This window comes from Pseudoglutamicibacter cumminsii, assembly GCF_003143995.1.
GTDB lineage: Bacteria > Actinomycetota > Actinomycetes > Actinomycetales > Micrococcaceae > Pseudoglutamicibacter > Pseudoglutamicibacter cumminsii_B.
In genome coordinates, this window is sequence record NZ_QFWG01000001.1 from 247,498 (window position 1) to 267,975 (window position 20,478).

14 protein-coding genes and 1 pseudogene are annotated in these 20,478 nt (G+C 61.1%); 6 read left to right on the top strand and 9 right to left on the bottom strand.

Annotated features, from left to right (window positions below):
• Positions 1-5: 5 nt before the first annotated feature.
• Both hemW and lepA read right to left on the bottom strand, forming a co-directional pair.
• The gene (gene hemW, locus CAY35_RS01165) at positions 6-1,259 is read right to left on the bottom strand and encodes a radical SAM family heme chaperone HemW (RefSeq protein WP_109302965.1); all 1,254 of its coding nucleotides are present in this window, start codon (positions 1,257-1,259) and stop codon (positions 6-8) included.
• The gene (lepA, locus tag CAY35_RS01170; RefSeq protein WP_109302966.1) at positions 1,259-3,109 is read right to left on the bottom strand and encodes a translation elongation factor 4; all 1,851 of its coding nucleotides are present in this window, start codon (positions 3,107-3,109) and stop codon (positions 1,259-1,261) included. The genes hemW and lepA overlap by 1 nt, the downstream gene beginning before the upstream one ends.
• Before the next feature lie 139 nt (positions 3,110-3,248).
• Between lepA and CAY35_RS01175 the strand changes: the two genes are divergently transcribed.
• Complete coding sequence (locus tag CAY35_RS01175) at positions 3,249-3,833, top strand: type II toxin-antitoxin system PemK/MazF family toxin (RefSeq protein ID WP_109302967.1); 585 nt, start codon at positions 3,249-3,251, stop codon at positions 3,831-3,833.
• A 247-nt stretch (positions 3,834-4,080) separates the two neighbouring features.
• Positions 4,081-4,341 carry a 30S ribosomal protein S20 gene (gene rpsT / locus CAY35_RS01180; RefSeq protein ID WP_101629328.1) on the top strand — a complete coding sequence of 87 codons (261 nt, stop codon included), beginning with the start codon at positions 4,081-4,083 and terminating at the stop codon, positions 4,339-4,341.
• A 136-nt stretch (positions 4,342-4,477) separates the two neighbouring features.
• Here rpsT and holA read toward each other — a convergent pair whose 3' ends face one another.
• The 6 genes from holA to glpK form a co-directional block, all read right to left on the bottom strand.
• A complete protein-coding gene (gene holA, locus CAY35_RS01185; protein WP_109302968.1) occupies positions 4,478-5,512 on the bottom strand; it encodes a DNA polymerase III subunit delta in 1,035 nt (344 codons plus the stop codon).
• Positions 5,513-5,577: 65 nt separating this feature from the next.
• On the bottom strand, positions 5,578-7,872 hold the full coding sequence (locus tag CAY35_RS01190) for a ComEC/Rec2 family competence protein (RefSeq protein WP_181377438.1): 2,295 nt from the start codon (positions 7,870-7,872) through the stop codon (positions 5,578-5,580).
• Between the two features lie 295 nt (positions 7,873-8,167).
• Positions 8,168-8,989, bottom strand: a complete 822-nt coding sequence (locus CAY35_RS01195; RefSeq protein ID WP_109302970.1) for a helix-hairpin-helix domain-containing protein — start codon at positions 8,987-8,989, stop codon at positions 8,168-8,170.
• A gap of 105 nt (positions 8,990-9,094) precedes the next feature.
• The gene (locus CAY35_RS01200; protein WP_109302971.1) at positions 9,095-10,081 is read right to left on the bottom strand and encodes a DegV family protein; all 987 of its coding nucleotides are present in this window, start codon (positions 10,079-10,081) and stop codon (positions 9,095-9,097) included.
• Positions 10,081-12,570 (bottom strand): leucine--tRNA ligase, encoded by a 2,490-nt coding sequence (leuS, locus tag CAY35_RS01205; protein ID WP_258265584.1) that lies wholly within the window; start codon positions 12,568-12,570, stop codon positions 10,081-10,083. Before leuS ends, CAY35_RS01200 begins: the two co-directional genes overlap by 1 nt.
• A gap of 134 nt (positions 12,571-12,704) precedes the next feature.
• Positions 12,705-14,255, bottom strand: a complete 1,551-nt coding sequence (gene glpK, locus CAY35_RS01210; protein WP_109302972.1) for a glycerol kinase GlpK — start codon at positions 14,253-14,255, stop codon at positions 12,705-12,707.
• A 155-nt stretch (positions 14,256-14,410) separates the two neighbouring features.
• Here glpK and CAY35_RS01215 point away from each other — a divergent pair, with 155 nt between their 5' ends.
• The 4 genes and pseudogenes from CAY35_RS01215 (at position 14,411) to CAY35_RS01230 (ending at position 18,793) form a co-directional block, all read left to right on the top strand.
• On the top strand, positions 14,411-15,205 hold the full coding sequence (locus CAY35_RS01215) for an NUDIX hydrolase (RefSeq protein ID WP_146191888.1): 795 nt from the start codon (positions 14,411-14,413) through the stop codon (positions 15,203-15,205).
• A 7-nt stretch (positions 15,206-15,212) separates the two neighbouring features.
• Positions 15,213-16,496 (top strand): quinolinate synthase NadA, encoded by a 1,284-nt coding sequence (nadA, locus tag CAY35_RS01220; protein ID WP_258265585.1) that lies wholly within the window; start codon positions 15,213-15,215, stop codon positions 16,494-16,496.
• A 71-nt stretch (positions 16,497-16,567) separates the two neighbouring features.
• Positions 16,568-17,571 (top strand): annotated as a pseudogene (gene nadC / locus CAY35_RS01225) (carboxylating nicotinate-nucleotide diphosphorylase).
• Entirely contained in the window at positions 17,555-18,793 is a 1,239-nt protein-coding gene (locus CAY35_RS01230) for a cysteine desulfurase family protein (RefSeq protein WP_181377439.1), read from the top strand. The pseudogene nadC and the gene CAY35_RS01230 overlap by 17 nt, the downstream one beginning before the upstream one ends.
• 3 nt (positions 18,794-18,796) lie before the next feature.
• Here the strand turns inward: CAY35_RS01230 and CAY35_RS01235 are convergent, their stop codons facing one another.
• Positions 18,797-20,473 carry a glycerol-3-phosphate dehydrogenase/oxidase gene (locus CAY35_RS01235; RefSeq protein WP_181377440.1) on the bottom strand — a complete coding sequence of 559 codons (1,677 nt, stop codon included), beginning with the start codon at positions 20,471-20,473 and terminating at the stop codon, positions 18,797-18,799.
• Positions 20,474-20,478 lie beyond the last annotated feature (5 nt).

Below are 20,478 nucleotides of genomic sequence, written 5' to 3' on the forward strand. Positions count from 1 at the left end.
CGCTGTTAGCTGTCAATCAGTTCGAGGACGAGTCCGTCAGCGAGCAAACGCCCCTTCAACGTCAAAACGAAACGGCTATCTTCCGAAGCTTCCAGTTGCGTGTTGCCAGAAGCGTCAACGATGTTGCCCAGGCCGCGTGCAACAAATCCAGGCAGACGCCCACGCTCACGCTCAGACAAAAGCGAGACCGGAAGCCCGCTAGCTAAGCGAATCGAGAGCATGATGTTCTCAAGATGCGTCGCATCAGCGGACGGGACTTCACGCCCCAAGGCCGGAGAAACACCCGCATCAATACGCTGTTGATACGCGGCAGGATGCTTCACATTCCACCAACGGATGCCGCCGATGTGCGAATGCGCCCCCGGACCGATCCCCCACCAATCCTGGTTCCGCCAATACGCAACATTATGGCGGGCCTGATGCTGCTCAGAGCGAGCCCAATTGGACACCTCATACCAACTGAAACCAGCATCCGCGAGCGCCGCATCAGCCAGCTCGTACTTCTCAGCGTGATCATCCTCATCGACCGCTGGGACTTCGCCGCGGCGCATCTGAGCCGCCAACTTGGTGCCCGGTTCAACAATGAGCGAATACGCCGAAATATGGTCCGGCTCCATCGCCAAGGCGGCGTCGAGTGACGTCCGCCAATCATCGATGGACTCCCCCGGTGTCCCATAAATCAGGTCGACCGAAACATCCAAGCCAGCTTCGCGAGCCCATTGAACCGCCTGCGGTACACGCTCCGGGCTGTGAGTCCGATCCAGCGTGGCCAGCACATGGGGAACAGCGGACTGCATCCCGAAAGAAACGCGCGTGAAGCCTCCCGCTTTGAGCTGAGCGAGCGACTCTGGCGTGACCGAATCCGGGTTCGCCTCCGTGGTAACTTCCGCATCGGGCGCCAAACCATACAGCGAACGCGCACGATCAAGGATCATCACCAGGTCATTAGCAGGCAACAGCGTTGGCGTGCCGCCGCCGAAAAACACGGTCGACAATTCACGAGGTTCGGCGTCGGCCTTGCGAAGCACATCAGCCGAGAAATCGAGCTCACGAGCCGCCGCCAGCGCGTACGTATCTTGGCTAGCGCCATGCCCCAGTTCGGTCGCGGTATACGTGTTGAAATCGCAATAACCACACCGGACCGCGCAAAACGGGATATGAACGTAGAGGCTCAACGAACGCTCACGCGCATGCGCAACCGACTCGGGGCTGAGCGAGCCATCGGCAGGGGCAGGATCCCCTTCCGGAAGTTGAGCCATTACTTCTTCTTACCGCCGTTGTCGTCCGAAGATAGCGCCGCGATGAAGGCTTCCTGTGGGACCTCAACACGGCCCACCATCTTCATGCGCTTCTTACCTTCCTTCTGCTTCTCAAGCAGCTTGCGCTTACGGCTAATGTCACCGCCGTAACACTTGGCAAGAACGTCCTTACGGATAGCACGGATGTTTTCACGCGCAATGATGCGGGAACCGATAGCCGCCTGGATCGGGACCTCGAACTGCTGACGCGGGATCAGCTCGCGCAGACGGGAGGTCATCATGACGCCGTAAGAGTAGGCGTTGTCCTTGTGCGTGATCGCAGAGAACGCGTCCACACGCTCTCCCTGAAGCAGAATATCGACCTTGACGAGGTCGGCTTCCTGCGAGCCGTCGGCCTGCCAGTTCAGGGACGCATAGCCGCGGGTGCGCGACTTCAAGTGATCGAAGAAATCGAACACGATCTCAGCCAACGGCAAGCGGTAACGCATCTCGACGCGTTCCTCAGACAAGTAGTCCATGCCCATCATGTGGCCGCGGCGGCTCTGGCACAGCTCCATGACAGCGCCGATGAATTCGGCCGGGGTGATGACCGTGGCCGAAACCATCGGCTCAGTGATCGACTTGAGCTTGCCGTCCGGGAACTCCGATGGGTTCGTCACGTGAACGTGCGAACCGTCCTCCGTCACGACGTCGTACTCAACGTTCGGTGCCGTGGAAATGAGGTCCAGATTGAACTCGCGCTCAAGACGTTCGCGAATGATCTCAAGGTGCAACAGGCCAAGGAAGCCCACGCGGAAGCCGAAGCCCAAGGCTGCGGAGGTTTCCGGCTCATAAACAAGCGCGGCATCGTTGAGACGCAACTTGTCGAGAGCGTCACGCAACACCGGGAAGTCGGAGCCATCGATCGGGAACAGACCCGAGAAAACCATTGGCTGCGGCTCGTCATAGCCGGCCAAGTGCTCGGACGCCGGATTCGTGAAGTTTGTGACCGTGTCACCGACCTTCGACTGGCGGACATCCTTAACACCCGTGATGAGGTAGCCCACCTCGCCCGCTGCCAAGCCATCCGTCGGGATCGGGCCCGGCGAAGAGACACCGATCTCAAGCAATTCATAGCTCACGCCAGAAGACATCATCTTGACCTTCTCGCGCGGCTTAAGCCGGCCATCGACCACCCGGACATACGTGACCACGCCGCGGTAGACGTCGTACACCGAGTCAAAAATCATTGCGCGAGCCGGGGCTTCAAGATCGCCTTCTGGAGCCGGGATATCGCGGACGATCTTCTCGAGCAGCTCCTCAACGCCCTCACCGGTTTTACCGGACACGCGTAGTACATCGTCAGGCTCGCAACCAATGAGGTTAGCGAGCTCAACAGCGAAGAAATCAGGCTGAGCGTTCGGCAAGTCGATCTTGTTCAAGACCGGGATGATCGTGAGCTCGTGCTCCATCGCAAGGTAGAGGTTCGCAAGCGTCTGCGCCTCAATACCCTGGGCCGCATCGACCAGAAGAATCGCGCCCTCACACGCCGCCAAGGAACGGGAAACCTCGTACGTGAAGTCCACGTGGCCTGGCGTGTCGATCATGTTCAACGCGAACGTCTGGCCGTCGACCTCCCACGGCATACGGACCGCCTGGGACTTAATCGTGATGCCGCGCTCGCGCTCAATGTCCATGTTGTCGAGGTACTGGGCGCGCATTTCGCGAGGCTCCACAGCACCAGTCGCCTGCAACATACGGTCAGCCAGAGTCGACTTACCGTGGTCAATATGGGCGATGATGCAAAAGTTTCGAATGACGTCCAGCGGGGTCTTCGAAGGAACCTGCGGCGTAACGGCCTTAGGGGACACGGAGAGGGCCTCACTTCACACGGCGAAACACGAACTCCCCTAGTATCTCATGTCGCAGGCTGTATCTCGTGATGCGGGATGTAGCTCGCGATGCACGTAGTTACTTATGGCGCGGGGCTCATCCTCATAAACTAGAGGCATGTCTTCACAAGGTCGATTTCTGAGCAGACTCCTGCGGGCAGCGCGTCCGCTCGTCGAACGCTACCTCTCTTCTCAGCGCACAAGCGATAGGCAACGCACAGGAGAGGAGCAGCGCAGAGGACAGGCCCAGCGCACGGTGCGGCGTCCGTCGGGATCTACCTCGCAACGCAGCCCTCAGCAAGCGACGCAAAAATCTCAATATCCTGGTGACTACCGTGGTCGGCTCAACGCGGTCTACGATCCACATCCCGATGGGAACCCGGATCCGGGTGAGGTCGTGTGGGCCTGGGTGCCATATGAAGAGGACCATTCGAAGGGCAAAGACCGGCCAGTTTTGCTTGCTGGCTGGGACGGGCCGTGGCTGCTGGGGTTCATGCTGACATCCAAGGACCATGACGACCGCCACGATCACGAAGAATTCGTTGACATCGGATCAGGCTCGTGGGACAAGGAACGCCGTCCGAGCGAAGCACGCGTTTCGCGTGTGATCCGCATCGACCCGGAATCGTTGCGACGCATCGGGGCGATCCTCGATAAAGCGCGGTTCGACCTCGTGATCAGCGAATACCACCGGCAACTCTGACACGGGTGGGTGGCTTCTAGGTCAGTGATGTCTAGGTCGGTGGCCTCTATGCAGGCGGCCTCAAGACAGCGAACCGCTGTGGCGCGGCTCATGCGGCATGAACGCTAAATGAATGTTAGGATGGTCGCTAGTGTGTCCGCGCGTGGTCGACGGGCACTCGTGACTACCGGACCCAGTTCCCCACTCTCTCAGTCGTGGTAGTCGCGGAACCCTCAGACCCAATTCATCTTCAACACGAAGGAACAACGTGGCGAACATCAAGTCGCAGAAGAAGCGCATTATTACCAACGAGAAGGCGCGCCAGCGCAACCAGGCTGTAAAGTCCGAGCTGCGCACTTTCGAAAAGAAGGTCCGCGCCGCAGTTGAGGCCGGTGACAAGGAAGCAGCAGTTCCAGCTCTGCAGGCAGCAAGCCGCAAGCTCGACAAGGCAGCAACCAAGAAGGTTATTCACAAGAACCAGGCTGCTAACCGCAAGTCGAAGCTCGCTCACGCTGTCAACGGTCTCTAATCAATAGACGTTGAACGACCGGTAGTACAACCGGGAACGTGGCTTGGGGCCCATCCGTTTGGATGGGCCCCGAGTTGTTTAATGCTCGTTGTTGGGAAGCGCGTTTTAAGAAGCGCAGAGCCTAGGAGGCCAAGGCTTACGAAGCTCGTGGCCCTGCGGCTGCCATGCGCGATATCGCGATCACGCAACGTTCGAGGGCGTATTCGGGGTTGCGCGATGCGCCCTTGAGCATGTGGTCAGTGGTTGCGATGAGCTGGACCGCTTTGGAGATGTTGGTTGGCGAGAAGCGGCGCGATGATGCCTGCGCTTGTTTGATCATCCACGGCGCCATTCCTAATTCGGAAGCGAGCTGGCCCGAAGGCGCAGAGTTGCCGGCTACCTTCGCGATCTGGCGGACCTTGCCGCCAATCGCGGCGAGCAACGGTACCGGGTCCAGCCCGCTCGCGAGCGCGTACCGCAGCAAGCTGACCGCTTCCGCTCCCCTGCCTGCGACTGCCGCGTCAGCGACGGCGAAGCCCGTGGTCTCAAGCCGGCCACCGAAATAGGTGGTCACCGCATCGACCGTGATTGGGCCATCGACATCCGAAACCAGCTGGGAGACGGCGGCTCCAAGTTCCGCGACATCGCTACCCACGGAATCAACGAGGGCACGGACCGCTTCAGGGTCTGCTTTTCGGCGCAGTGCTTTGAACTCGCCGAGTACAAAGTCCTGACGCTCCTGGTCCTTTTTGAGAGGCGAAACATCGATGACGCTGGCCCGCTTCTTCAAGATGTTGACCAGTGATTTACCGCGCTGGCCACCGCTGTGATGGAGGACCACGATGGCGTCGTCTTGGGGCGCTTCAAGATAGTTGAGCAGATCTTTTTGGAGGGCCTCATTCATTTTCTCGAGCCCATGAATTTCGATGAGTGGCGCTCCGCCGAAAAGCGATGGACTCGAAGCCAAAATGAGCTGGGACGGCTCATACGATTCCCCATCGATGCGGGTTACGTCGATGGACTCGTTAGCTTCCCGTGCTTTGTTGCGGATGATCTCGAAAGCTCTCGCCGCTTGATAGTCGTCGGCACCGTCGAGGAAAACGAGCAGAGCCGGTTCAGCTGTTCGGAAGTTTGGGCCGCGTTGTCCACCCTTAGCCCTTGCGGCTCGAGTTGAGCGGGCAGGTGGTGTCATCGTGTCTCCTTGACGGCATAGAGCATCGCGGTCAAAACAATAATCCCGGTCGGAACAATAAAGACCTACTCCAAAATGCTACCCGCTGGCGCACGCTCATGAAGTACCTCGGCACCTCCCCCGGGATTAGTGCCTTCAGCAGAACCATGAGCAGAACCTTCAGATTGATTGACGGGCCTGACCACGAGTGTGCCTTCGAGGTCTGTCCTGTGAACGCTCACTTTAGCGCGGTAGAGCGCCTCGAGGATCTCTTGGCGTGGGTGACCGTAATCGTTATCAGCCCCCACGCCGATCAACGCGATATCCGGGCTCCATTCTTCGATGAGCTGGGTGCCTCCAGTCGCAGAGCCGTGGTGAGCGACTTTGAGGACACGTACGCTTCGGTTGGATTCGCCTAGCTCGTACGTCTGCAGCATCAACTGTGCCTGCTCCGATTCAAGGTCGCCCGTGTCTATCAGCTCAATGTCGAAAGCGTCCCCGTTCCACAGGCGGGCCCGCGTCACAACGGAAGCGCCGTTTTCGGTATGCGCGGTGTGCGGAGCCCAGATGACCTCGGCATCCCATGCGCCGCACGTCATGGTCTCCCCTTGCTCAGCTCTCCGAGCGCCTTCTACCGGCGGAGGTCGCTTCGACGTCCCATAGATCACCTCTCCGTCTAGTTCTCGATTGCTGAGGGCCCCTTCAATACCTCCCACGTGATCGAGATCCAGGTGAGTAATGACCACGCCACACAGCTTGGTGACTCCGGCACGTGTCAAGCAATCATCGATCAGTACAGGCTCTGCACCCACGTCGATCAGCAGCGCGCTGTTGTGCTCCCCTATCAGCGCGAGTGCATCGCCTTGACCAACATCGCAAAAGAGAATGTCCCCGGGCTTGACCTCAGCGGTCGTTGAAGCAGGTGATCTAGTGAAGCTGAGGGCGAGAAGCACTAAGACGACGGTGATGAGACCCGAGATCGTTATGACTGCGATCTTCTGCTGGGGAGTTTGCCAGCGGTGAGTTTGCCGGTCGTGATTCCTGCTCTTCGGCCGTTGCTCAAGTCGCAGACGCGTCTCGGTAACGAATGTGCGTAGTTGGCCTGGCCGCATGCGTTGGGCCAGCACCAGGAAAGTCGCTGGAAGAACCCAACTCAGTGAGGCCGCTAGAACGAAACCCCACGGCATGTCAGGCCAGCGGTGCGTTGGGGCGTTCTCGGCAGAGAACTGCGCGAGCACAGTGATGGCTTGTGCCGGGAATCCAACTGATGCCGCTAACGGCCAACCCCACGGCCAGGGAATCCAGCCCAGGATCATGACTATCGGCGCTGCCAGTCCTACGAGAGCGGCGGCGGGGCTAGCCAGCACGTTGATGGGTATGACCCACAACGACTGTTCAGGATCCAGGACAACCAATACGGGTGTGCACGCGATTGTTGCGGCCGCTGATACCGCTGTGACTTCTGCGAAGAGCCTCGGGAATTTGATGCGTTGCAGAAGCGACGCAATCGGACGCGACCCAACAAGTATTCCGAAAGTCGCCAGCACTGAAAGCTGAAAAGCTGCTGCTGAGAGCATCCACGGGTCGACGAGCAAGAGAGTCGTTGCCGCGAGGGCAAGCAATGCGATTGAAGCAGCGGGCCTGCCGACCGTCACCGCGAATGCACCCACAGCACCCGTGATGCATGCCCTGAGAACCGACGGATCAGGCCCAACAATATGCGTAAAGACGATGATGACCGTGAGAATCACGACGTAGAGCATCACCCCGCGAATACGTAGTGTGCGACACAGCGACGAAACAACGAGAACCATGGCGGCGACGTTCGCGCCAGAAACCGCGGTGAGGTGACTGAGCCCTGAGACCACCATCGACGCAGCAAGCTCGACTGACTGACTCGAGCGGTCACCCACGATGAGTCCGGGTATCAGCGCGCCGGCATCGCCGCCCCATTTCCTCCCGATGTCCTGCAGGTTGCCTCGCACCCACGACGTGAAGCCGGTTGGCGCGGTTGATTCTGCGACAGGTTGCGAAAGGACGGCAACGCTGACCGGTTCCGATGCTCGTTCACGAGCGGCGCTGACACGTATCCACGCGGTCCATTGCGTACCAACCACCGCGTCCTCCGGCAACTGGGCTGATGGGGTGAAGATCACGGCGTCGAAGGTAGGCTCCGTGTGGGTTTGTTCTTGCTGTGCAGAAGCTGGCTGTCCCGGAGGTGCTAGCGGTGTCACTGCGACGTGCGTCAGCATCGACTGGCCGATGTCTCGCGGAGCGTCAGTAACCTCGATACGCGCCTGTAAAGGTGTGTCCGCTACATAAGCCTGGGCGTTCAACCGGTCTTGCGCATCGATCGCACACGAGGAAAATCCCGCGCTCACGATCACTAATGCGAGCACAACATGGGATAAGCAATGAGAAGACCAGCCGGATGAGCCGGGATGTGTTCGAGGCACTCGAAGCCGTAGAACGAAGAACAGGACTGCCGCGGTAGCCGCTGAAAGAAACGCGCAAGACCACGCGAGAACAGGCGAGAAACCATAGACGTTATAGATCCAGCAGAGCGCGACGCATGCTGCGGTACCAGACAGGACCGCTGGTGCGAGCGGTTGCAGGGTTCGCCCGCGCCGCCCCATTCGACGCTGCCGCTGTGTCTGACCGCGCTGATGGGTGCGCCTAGTCATACGAGACCATCTTCTCGATCTTTCCGAGGATGGAAGGACCGATTCCCGAGACCGCGTCGAGATCAGCCGGCCCGCGGAACGGCCCGTGCTCGGACCGAAAATCGAGGATCCGTTGCGCGAGTGCCGGCCCCACGCCGGGCAGTTGCTGTAGCTCGTCCGCGCTCGCAGAGTTGATGCGTACCACGGGTGAACTTCCCGCGCCGGCCGCAGAATCGGCTACTGGTGGTGTACCAGTGTTACCTGGACCTTCAGCGTTGCCCGGTGGGCCGCCCCCGGTGTTGCTGTTGACTTCTCCTTGTTGTGGAACGCGGATTTGCTCGCCGTCGTTGACGGGCGCAGCTAAGTTGATCCCTGCTTGGTCCGCCTTCCGCGATAATCCTCCAGCCTTCTTGACGGCGTCAGCCGCGATTGATCCCGGCTCAAGCTCGTATAGGCCGGGGTTCTTCACAGCACCGACGACGTGCACACGAATGCGCGACGGCGTTCCCGCGGTCGTCTGCGGTTCTGTAGGCGACGTCGGTGCCTGCTTAGTAACTGGCTCTGGGGCGGGATCGGACTTGGCTGTGACAACCTCGGCTGGTTTCAATGTATTTGCGCCGGACGTAAAGAAACGGAAAGCAAGCACAGCTACTAGAACGCAGAGTGCGAGAGCAAGCGCGCCGATCCCCCACCGTCCCAGAAGGGGCCGGCGGGGCGGTTCGTCAAGCCACGAATACTCCTCGTCAGGGTCTTCCGGACTCGGAAGCTCTGTGGCTAGTTGATCGCGGACTAGCGGATCGCGGGCTACTGGATCGCAACTGCGGCGCGGGCTCATGCGTCCAGGCTATGAACGCAGAAACGCAGGATGACGCCACTGTGGATAGTGCGCCGGTTGCAGTCACACTGGGGAAAGCGGATTGGTTCCGGTGAAAGGATCCCCTCAGTCTTCAGCCACGCTGTGCATGACTCTGTGCACGACCAGGCCTATCGCCCCTGGCCCGCAATGAGCGGCCAGAACCGACGGTAGCGGTGAAATGGTGACAGGCCAGGACGTGTGAGGCTCGAGCGCATCGGCGACCTCGAACGCGGCTTCTTCTGCGGCGAAATGCTGAACGGCGACCTGAACGTCGCCCGGATCGGCCTCGCTCACGTGTGCAATGCCCAGCTCAGCGAGCCTCTGCAACGCGCGGTCGGTGTGCCGCACGCGTTCCAGAACGCTGATGCTTCCGGCATCGTCGAACCGCAAGATGGGCCGGATGCTTAGTAAATTACCCAGGACAGACGCCGCGATCGTGACGCGCCCACCCTTTCGCAGCGCGTCTAGCGACGGGACCGTCAGCCAGATGTGTGAACCCATCGCATGCTGCGCTGCCTCGACAGGATCACGTCCCGTCATCGCGGCATCGGCCGCGGAAACCACAGCCAGTGCTTGGCCGAAACCCGCACTGCACGAATCGATCACTTCAACATCAACGGCACACTGCTCAGCGGCAAGACGAGCAGAGTCCGCCGTGTTTGAAAGCTTCCCAGCCATCGTGATGACGATGATGCGTTCAGCACCGTTCTCTACCGCGTGATCATAAGCTTCACGAAACTTTCCGGGTGCCGGACGCGACGTCGAAACCGACTGACCCAATGCGAAGCCCATAGCAAGCGCCTGCTGCAAGTCCGGGTCGCCATCGTTATAGACCTGCCCGCCAACGGTCACGTGCATCGGGACAACCGAGAGATAGCCGCGGTAGCTCGAAACCACCTCATCGCTCAAACCCGCCGCAGAGTCAGTGATGATCCACGTACGTGGACGTCGGCCCGAATAGGCTCGAGCCAATGCTGCGATGCGGTGGCCCAAGCGTGGTTGCCCACGCGCCGGATGCCGCTCCAAAGAGGAGGGCAACCGGCGCGCGAGAGACGATAAACGGTCAGACATCAGACGACAATCGAAACCAGCTTAGGTGCGCGCACAATGACCTTGCGGATCTCTTGATCGCCAATGAAACGCTGGACGTCTGGGTTGGCGAGCGCGCGGGCCTGCAGGTCCTCTTCGGTGATGTCTACCGGGACTTCGAGCTTGTCTCGCACCTTGCCCTTGACCTGAACCACGGCGGTGATCGTCTCTTCCTTGAGGAGGGACTCGTCAACCTCTGGGTACGGCACGCGAGCGAGCGGCTCGTCGTGGCCCAGCATGTGCCACATGTCCTCGGCCGTGTATGGAGCGACGAGGCTCAAGAGCAACGCGATAACCTCAGCGGCTTCGCGCACGGCTGGGTCGGCTGCGCCGGCGCCGGAATCGATGACTTTACGGGTCGCGTTGGTCAGCTCCATCGCGTGTGCAACGACGACGTTGAACTTGCCGTTCTCGAGGTTCTCGAGCGATTCGGCGAGGTTCTTGTGGGTCACGGAACGCAGGTCCTGATCGCCGGACGCGAGATCGGCGCCTGGCTCGCTCGCGACGTCCTGGGCAACGCGCCACGCGCGCGCCAGGAACTTGCCGGCACCCGACGGGGAAACGTTCGCCCAGTCGACGTCGTCTTCAGGTGGCGAAGCGAAGACCATGGTCAAGCGGACTGCGTCAACGCCGAACTCGTCGAGCTGTTCGCCCAGGTTCACGCCGTTACCGAGGGACTTGGACATTGCCTTGCCCTGGTTCAAGACCTGACCCTGGTTGAGCAAAGCCTTGAATGGCTCGTTGAAGTCGAGGTAGCCGAAGCTCTGCAACGCCTTGGTGATGAAGCGCGAGTACAACAGGTGAAGGATCGCGTGCTCAACGCCGCCAACGTACTGGTCGACCGGCAACCAGCGCTTGACCGCATCGGCATCGAAAGCGGCCTGGTCGTTGTTCGGTGAAGCGAAGCGCAAGTAGTACCAGGACGAGTCGACGAACGTGTCCATCGTGTCGGTATCGCGCTGAGCGGCGGCGCCACACTCAGGGCACGCGACGTTGACCCATTCCTCAGCGCCGGCAAGTGGCGAACGGCCCTTGAGGGCAAGCTGCTCGCCGCGCAGGTTCTCCGGCAAACGAACCGGCAGCTCAGCCTCCGGAACAGGGACCTCGCCGCAGGCCTCGCAGTGAATGATTGGGATCGGTGCGCCCCAGAAGCGCTGACGCGAAACGAGCCAGTCACGCAGGCGGTAAGTGATGGCCTCATGTCCCGTGCCGGCCTTTTCAACGATCTCGATGGCCTTGGCGATCGCGTCCTGCTTGCTGAGCCCATCGAGCGGGCCGGAATTGATGAGGGTGCCGTCGCCTACGGTTGCTACACCGCTGACGGCAGGGTCTTCTTCGCCGGTGTCGACGACGGTGCGGATCGGTAGGTCGAATGCGCGGGCGAACTCGAGGTCGCGCTGATCGTGGGCTGGGACGGCCATGATCGCGCCGGTTCCGTAGTCGGCCAGCACGTAGTCGGATGCCCAGACCGGAACGGATGCGCCCGATACCGGGTTGGTCGCGTAGCGGCCCAGGAAGACGCCGGTCTTCTTACGGTCGGTGGACTGGCGTTCGATGTCGGACGCTGCCTTGACGGATTCGCGGTACTCCTCGAACGCGGCACGCTGTTCGTCGGTGACAAGTTGGTCTGCGAGTTCGGCGTCGACGGCGACGACCATGAAGGTCGAACCGTAGAGGGTGTCTGGGCGGGTCGTGAACACCTCGATGGTGTGCTCGTCCTTGCCGTCGGCCGCTTCGATCACGAAGTTGACGTTGGCGCCCTGGGAACGGCCGATCCAGTTGCGCTGCATCGCGAGCACGCGCTCAGGCCATTTCCCTTCCAGGGCTGGCATTTCGTCGAGCAGACGGTCTGCGAAGTCGGTGATCTTGAAGTACCACTGGTTCAGGGACTTCTTGGTCACAGGCGTCTTGCAACGCTCGCATGCGCCGTCGACGACCTGCTCGTTCGCGAGCACGGTCTGGTCTTTAGGGCACCAGTTCACTGGCGAGTTCTTGCGGTAGGCAAGGCCGTGCTTGAACAGCTCGAGGAACAGCCACTGGGTCCAGCGGTAGTACTCAGGGTCGGAGGTGTGAAGGCGCGCGTTCCAGTCCGCGGAGATCGCGTAACGCTTGAACGACTCCGCCTGGGTGTCGATGTTCTTGTAGGTCCACTCGGACGGATGCTGGTTGTTCTTGATCGCAGCGTTTTCCGCCGGCAGGCCGAAGGAGTCCCAGCCGATCGGGTGGAAAACGTCGTAGCCCTTGTGCAGCCAGTGGCGCGCTACGACGTCGCCGATTGCGAATGCCTCGGCGTGGCCCATGTGGAGGTCACCGGAAGGGTACGGGAACATGTCGAGGACATACTTACGCTCGCGTGAGCCGTCGTCGATTGGGCTGAAAACGTTGTTTTCTTCCCAATAGCCTGCCCAGCGCTTCTCGATGGCATGCGCATCGTAAGTCGCGTTTTCGTGTGGCGTAGGAGCCTGAGCCAACTCGTATTCCTCTTCTGTGTGCGTCACTTTTTGCTTGTAAATTCCTTGCGGATGGCGCGAGAGCCAAAGCAGTTCCCTATTCTACGTCGCGAACAGGGATCTTCATGTTTGGTGCACGTCACATGACGTGGTGGTTAGGTTCCGGAGTCAGCTTGGACGTCCTCGTCGACCCAGTCGAAGCTGCGGTGCACGGCTTTACGCCAGAGGCGTTTCTTGCGTTCAACCTTGTCCTTCTCCATCGTGCGGGTGAAGGTGCGCTCAAGCTGCCAGTTCTGTTCGATTTCTTCCAGCGAGCCCCACACGCCAACGGCGAGCCCGGCGGCATAGGCTGCCCCGAGCGCGGTGGTTTCGGTGACTGCTGGTCGTACAACGTCCACGCCGAGAAGGTCGGCTTGGAACTGCATGAGCAGGTTGTTGGCGACCATCCCGCCGTCTACGCGTAGCTCGGTGAGCTGACCGTCGACGTCTTCCTCAGCCGCATCGAAAACATCTGCCGTCTGGAAGGCTGTTGCTTCCAGGACGGCGCGGGCGATGTGTTCGCGGGTCACGTAGCGGGTCAGCCCGGTCATGACTCCGCGGGCTTCGGGTTGCCACCACGGAGCATAGAGTCCAGAGAAAGCCGGAACGATGTAGCAGCCGCCCGAGTCTTCAACTTGGCTTGCAAGCTCCTCGATTTTAGGGGCGTGGTCGAACATCTTGAGGTTGTCGCGTAGCCACTGAACGAGCGATCCGGCTACTGCGATTGAGCCTTCGAGCGCGTATACGGGTTCTTCGCCGTCGAGCTGGTAAGCGACCGTCGTGAGCAGTCCCTTGGAGCTGCGCGCTGGCACGGTTCCGGTGTTGTACATGACAAAGCATCCGGTTCCGTATGTGTTCTTGGCTTGGCCTGGCTTGAAGGCGGCTTGGCCGAAGAGTGCGGCTTGTTGGTCGCCCAGGATTCCCGCGATGGGCAGGCCTGCGCCCGGTTGGTTCTCGCTGATCTGGCCGATGTGGCCGGAGGAGCTCACGATGCGGGGCAGCATGGATGCTGGAATGTTGAAGTCAGCGAGGATGCTGGGTTCCCACTCTTGCTGGCGCAGGTTCATGAGCAGGGTTCGCGATGCGTTGGTTACGTCGGTGACGTGGAGCCCGCCGTTGGTTCCTCCGGTGAGGTTCCAGATGACCCAGGAGTCCATGGTTCCGGCGAGTAGTTCGCCCGCGTCGGCTCGCCGTTGAAGTTCTGGATCGCTGTCGAGGATCCAGCGGAGCTTGGTCGCCGAGAAGTAGGTTGTGAGCGGCAGGCCGGTGATCTCGCGGTAGCGGTCGAGTCCGCCGTCTTCTTCCATCTCGTCAAGGATGCGCTGGGTGCGGGCGTCTTGCCACACGATGGCTGGGGCTACCGGTTCGCCGGTTGCCGCGTCCCAAACGACGACGGTTTCGCGCTGGTTGGTGATGCCGATCCCCTGCACAGCACTGGCTTGGTCCCCGAGGATTTCGAACAGTTCGGCAAGAACGGCGGTCACGTTGTCGCGGATTTCGCTTGCATCGTGTTCGACCCAGCCTGGCCGCGGAAAGTGTTGCTCATGTTCACGCTGGGCGACAGCCTGTTGCTGACCGCGCTCATCGAAGGCAATCGCCCGTGAGGATGTGGTTCCTTGATCGATCGCCACGATCAGTTTCTGCGTCTTGGTCAGTTTCTGCGTCATGGAGCCCTCGATGTGTGCGTGGTTGGCAGATGAATCTTACGGCAAGTCTCACAGCATCGTAGCGAGCCCTCAGGCTGAGCGCGATGTCCGGCACGCTTAGCCGGGGTTCGCACGCCTTATTGTCTTGCTGACAATAACTCGGTACAGTCGCTTCTATGCACCGGTGGGCTAACGTCACTGAACGCCAAAACCTCCAGCCAGTGCTGGCGGTCTCCGTCATCGTTTTCGGCTTCCGAAAAAGCCAACCAACCTCGCCCTCGCCTTGCCGGACTACGCCGTTGCCCTACCGAATCGTGATTCCCCTCGTCGAACGAATCCGGGAACCTTTCCGCGGCCGCTACGCGCTCCCAGGCGGACCACTCGAGCCAGCGTTATCGCTCGATGAATCTGCGGCCGTGACGTTCGATAACGCAACCGGGCTCGCTGGTCATCGGCGCGGTTATCAGCCGAAGCAGATGCACACGTTCGGTGGCCTGAACCGCACTCCTGAACAAAACGAGCCCTCCCCCGGACTCCGAGTCGTCACGGTCGCCTACTGGACCCTGTTGCAGCTAACGGACCTCGATGCGGCACAGCAGGTCGCCGAGTCCGACCCCCACCTCAGTTGGTGGGATATCGATGACCTCCCGGAGATGGCTTTCGACCACCGCCACATCATCGACCAAGCCCTCGAAACCCTGCGGAACATCCAATTGGACGCCCTCGCACAAGCAACCCTGCCGTCGAAATTCGTCCTCGCTGACCTGCGAGAGCTTGCCGAAACCATCCAGAGCACCCGCCTGGACCCCGGAAATTTTCAACGCACCATCAAGAACCATCCGCGCATCAAACCCACCGGAGAGTTCCTCGAAGGAACTAAGCACCGGCCGCCGCGGCTTTACACCCTCGAAACAACTGAAGCGCTAGAAACAACGGCTACGCCTGAAACAACGGAAGTGAACCATGACTGACCTGCCTATGCCGACTATCCGCCGCGATGTACTCACCCCAGACATGCTCGCCGCGAGCTCATGCTCGACGGGGCTTGTGGCGGCTCCGTGGACCATCGACCAGCAGGGGCCGGCATATGGTCCTGGTGCTTCCGAGTCCGATCAGATCCCTGTCAACGCACCGGTCCAGGGCAGCATCCCTGAGGAGTACCGCAAGGCCAGCGATGAGGAGCTGCACGAGCGGATCGCGAGCGCCAAGGCCACGCTGGGCGACCGCGTCGTGGTGCTAGGGCACTTCTATCAGCGTGATGAGATCGTCCAGCACGCTGACTTCCTCGGGGACTCATTCCAGCTCGCGCGCGCGGCACTGACCAAGCAGGACGCCGAATACATCGTTTTCTGCGGCGTGCACTTCATGGCGGAAACCGCGGACATCCTTTCGAAGCCTGAGCAAGCTGTGGTGCTTCCGAACCTTGCTGCCGGATGCTCGATGGCGGACATGGCGGATGTCGCAGGCGTTGAGGACTGCTGGGAGCAGCTGGGCTCTGTTCTGGGTGATCTGAGCACACCGGATGAGACCGGCAAGATGCCGGTTATGCCGATCACCTACATGAACTCTTCGGCCGCGTTGAAGGCGTTCGTGGGGCGGCACGGCGGCGTGGTGTGCACGTCGTCCAACGCCGAAGTGGTTCTGGAGAAGGCTTTCGAGAAGGCACACCGTGTGTTGTTCTTCCCGGACCAGCATCTGGGCCGGAACACGGGCCGCGCGATGGGGATCCCGCTGGAGAAGATGCCGATGTGGAAGCCGAATCAACCGTTGGGCGGTTACGGCAATACGGCCGACTCGCTCCGGGATTCGAAGGTCATTCTGTGGCACGGTTTCTGCTCGGTGCATGAGCGGTTCACGGTCGAACAGGTTGAGGCGGCGCGTGCAGCGTTCCCGAACGTGCGGGTTATCGCCCACCCAGAGTGCCCCATGGAAGTCATCGATGCCGCGGATGAAGCGGGCTCGACCGACTACATCCAGCGCGCCGTGAAGTCCGCGGAGCCGGGCACGGTTTTCGCGATCGGAACCGAGATCACGATGGTCAACCGCCTCGCACAGCAGCATCCGGAACACACGATCTTCTGTCTGGATCCTGTGGTGTGCCCGTGCTCGACGATGTACCGCATCCACCCTGCTTATCTTGCGTGGGTTCTGGAGGAGCTCGTTGCGGGCCGCGTTGTTAACCAGATTTCGGTTCCAGAGGATCAGGCGCGCGATGCGAAGCTCGCTCTGGACCGCATGCTCGAAGCCGCTCCGCGTAAGTAAGCGGACGTAAACGAGCGGAAGGAACACTGGGAGGGAAACGCTTGGCTGTTGATTACGATGCTGTAGATGGCTTGCCAGCGGACGCTCGGCAGATTGTTGCGCGAGCTTTGGAAGAGGACGCCCCGTACGGCGACATCACGTGCCGCACGTTCGTCGATGCCGGCTCGGTGATCGATGCGTGGTGCGGGCTCGAGAAGCCGGGGTCATGGCTGGTGGCGAAGTCTTCGCCGAGGTCATGCGCCAGGCCGCTGAACGTGTGGGAACGCAGGACGGCCGCGGCCGCGAGGCTAGCGGGATCGAGGCTAGCGGGATAAAGGTGCGTCAGCGTGTTGCCGATGGTGAGGCTTTCGCCGCTAACGATGTGCTGATCTCGGTTTCGGGACCCGCGCACGCGGTTCTGCTCGGTGAACGCGTTGGCCTGAACCTTCTGCAACGCATGTGTGCCATCGCTACCGTGACTCGCGCTTACGTTGACGCGGCGCAAGCGGGACGTGCGCGCGGCGGGCTTGACGGCATCGTGCGTGTGGCTGACACACGCAAGACAACCCCGGGTCTGCGTTCCCTCGAACGGCTCGCGGTGCGGTGCGGTGGCGGATTCAACCACCGTTGGGGCTTGTCGGACGCAGTGATGCTCAAGGACAACCACGTGAGCCTCTTGGGTGAAGGGGACGAGCTGACGCGGAATCTGTTGCGCGGCAAACAGCGGATGGGGCACACAACGCATTTCGAGGTCGAAGTGGACACGCCGGAACAGATCGAGCCTGTGCTCGCGGCGGGAGTGGACACCATCATGCTCGACAACTTCGATACCGACGCGCTCGCTGCGGGGGTCCGCCAGGTTGCTGGCCGCGCGTATGTAGAAGCGAGCGGGAACGTGAACCTCGAAACTATCGGCGCCATCGCGGCGACCGGCGTCGACGTGATCTCGGTAGGCGCTTTGACGCACGCGGTTTCGAACTTGGACCTCGGCCTGGATGCGGAGTTCGCGGATTCGAACTGTGCCTCGGACAGTGCTGACACTGAAACGGATGCTGCTGACACTGAATCGGATGGTGCTGGTGCTGTATCTGGATGAAGCGGCGTCGGCCCCGCAGTCTGCTGAGTCTCTGCGGCACCACGTCGCGTGGCTTCAGCAAGGCATCGGCAACCCGGCGAGTGTTCACGCAGCCGGAGCGTCGATGCGCTCCGGACTGAATTCCGCTCGCTCGCTCATTGCCCAGGGGCTCAATGTTGCAGACAGCTCAGTCGTGTTTACCTCGGGAGGGACTGAATCGAACGCGATGGCCGTCACGGGCCTCGCACGCGCCGCTCGTGATGCTCAGCCGGAACGCACACGAATCCTCGTATCAGCCATCGAGCATTCCTCGGTCCTGACCCCGGCCCGGGATGTGGCCGAGCGTGAAGGGTTCTCTCTCGAGCAGATCCCGGTCGATTCCCGCGGGCTGCTCGACGTTGACGCTTTGGCCTCGATGCTCGATGAGCGGGTCGCGTTGGTCGCCGTCATGGCCGTCAATAACGAGGTCGGCAGCATGCAACCGATCGAGCCAGTGGCCCGACTCGCGCGTGATGCTGGTGCCCCTGTGGTGTGCGATGCCGTTGCGGCTCCGGTGCCGCTCATGCCGGGGCTCGTGGTTCACTGTGACGCGCTGACGCTTGCGGGTCATAAGTTCGGTGGGCCCACGGGAACTGGCGCGCTAGTTCTGGCCGGGAACGTGGTGAAGGTGCGTGGATTCGTGCCGATGCTCCCCGGTTCACAAGAACACGGATTGCGTGCAGGTACCCCAAACGTTCCTGGGCTCATGGGTATGGCGGCCGCGTTCTCGGAGAAGCTTATGGCCGGCGCTGCGGATATCAAAACCCCGGCGTCTGGTGCAGGGGAAGGTGAAGCCGCAACGGAGGGCGAAACCCCAGCCGAACAGCTCAAACGCGTGGTCCTCGCGCATGCCGGGGACGAGGTCGTGGTGCTCGGCCCTGAAACGCCTCAGGACTGCTCCCCTAGCATCGCGATGTTCCTTTTCCCGCGAGTCAATGGCGAGGCGATGCTGATCGAGCTAGAACACCGCGGCGTCGTGTGCTCGAGCGGCTCGGCGTGCCACGCGGGCTCAACCGAACCATCGCACGTGCTCACGGCCCTGGGGATCGCCGCGGCCCAAGCCCGCACTTCTGTCCGAATGAGCATCGGCCGCAGGCTCAGCCAGGAAGAGGAAGCGACCTTAGGTACCGCAGTAGCGGAATCGCTAGCCGCTCTAGCTCCTAGAACTCCAGCGCCTAGAACTCCAGCTCCTAGCCCACGCTAGCTTTCAGCAACGCATCGACTTCAGCAGCTCCTCAACCTCGCTGACCACCGCATCGTTGACTTCTCCGTTGAAGCGCAGGTTGGTGCGTCGCCGCAGGATGTCTTCGGCGCTCGTTGCGTGTTCGCGCTGAGCCATCCACGCGACCTCTCCTCTGAGGAGCCCGCGCGTGTGGGTCAGCGGTTGCGCCGCATCGGGATCCGACCCTGTGTCGATGAGCTCCGCGATGAACTCAGCCACCTCGTTCGCGTAGGAACCGTAGCGTTCCACGAGAGCCGCTGCGTACTCGCCCACGACCTTCTCGCAGTCGTCGGTCGGATCGTATCGGCGGATCATGCCTTTGACGTCCCTGCCGCGCGTTGTTTTCGTGCGGTCACGGTCAAGGTGGTCGAGGACGTGGTCGGTCAGTTGCTCCCCGACCGCGCGGAACGTCGTGAACTTTCCACCCACAAGGCACATGAGCGGGATTCCGCCGCGGGTTGAGCCGGAGGCATGGTTCAGGTGCACGATGTGGTGGTCGCGTGTGATCGCGCCGGTTGCGTTGGCGTTGGATCGCGGCAAAGGTCGTACGCCGGCGAACGTGTGTACGACGTGCTCCCTCGTGATCGGGATGTTCGGGAACATGTCTTGCACCAGATCGAGCAAGTACTCGTATTCCTCGTCCGAGCACTCGGGTACTTCCCCAGCCTGGGCCGGTAGGTCCGTCGTGCCGACGAGCACGCGGTCCCCGAGCGGACAGATCAGCACAATCCGGCCGTCTTTATGCTCGAAGAAAATCTCGCCGCCGCGGCACGCCTCAAGCAGTGCGGGATGGTTGAGCACGAGGTGTGCACCCTTGGTGCCGCCCATGAAATTCGTTTCGTGGCCGAGCGCGCGGTTGGTGAGGTCAACCCAGTTGCCGGAGGTGTTGATGATGATGCGGGGCTTGACCTCGACGCGACGTCCAGTGAGCTGATCGGTCAGCGTTACAGTGCTGGAATCATGGCCCGTCACCCCAAGCTGGTTCGCGACGCGAGCCCCGTAATCCTCGGCCTCGCTCAACAGATCGATGATGAGCCGTTCTGGGCTTTCTACCTGAGCGTCCTGATACTGCGCAACGTAACGCGTGTCGGGCCGCAGTTCCGGGAACGCACGCCGTACGGCCTTGCGACCCATCAGGAACGAGTGGCGCTTGAGGCCAGCGGCTTTCCTCGTCGTCCTCGAATACGCGTCGTAGAGCATAAGCCCAGCTTTGATCATGAGGGCACCGCGCTCGGCCGGAGCACCTTGGTAATCCTTGATGAGGAAGCGCAGCGGAGCGTTCATGATGCCCGTGAAGGTTGTCCGCAGAGGCACGAAGGTTGGTAGCGGGCGCACACGGTGGGCGGCATGGTGAAGCAGGCGGTTGCGTTCCTGCACCGACTCTTTGACGAGCCGGAACTCGCCGTACTCGAGGTAGCGGATTCCGCCGTGGATCATGTGGCTTGATGCCCCGCTCGCACCGAACGCGAAGTCGTTGGCTTCAGCGAGCACAACGTCAACGCCTTGAAGCGCTAGCTCACGAGCCGTTGCGGCTCCGTTGATTCCGCCGCCGATGATCAAGACATCGGTTTCTGGCCGCTCAACGATGCGCGAGATCGATGGGCGAATGATCGATTCCCGAACCGCCGGAGCGCCATTAGCTGTCTTCTTCTCTGAACGCATACCGA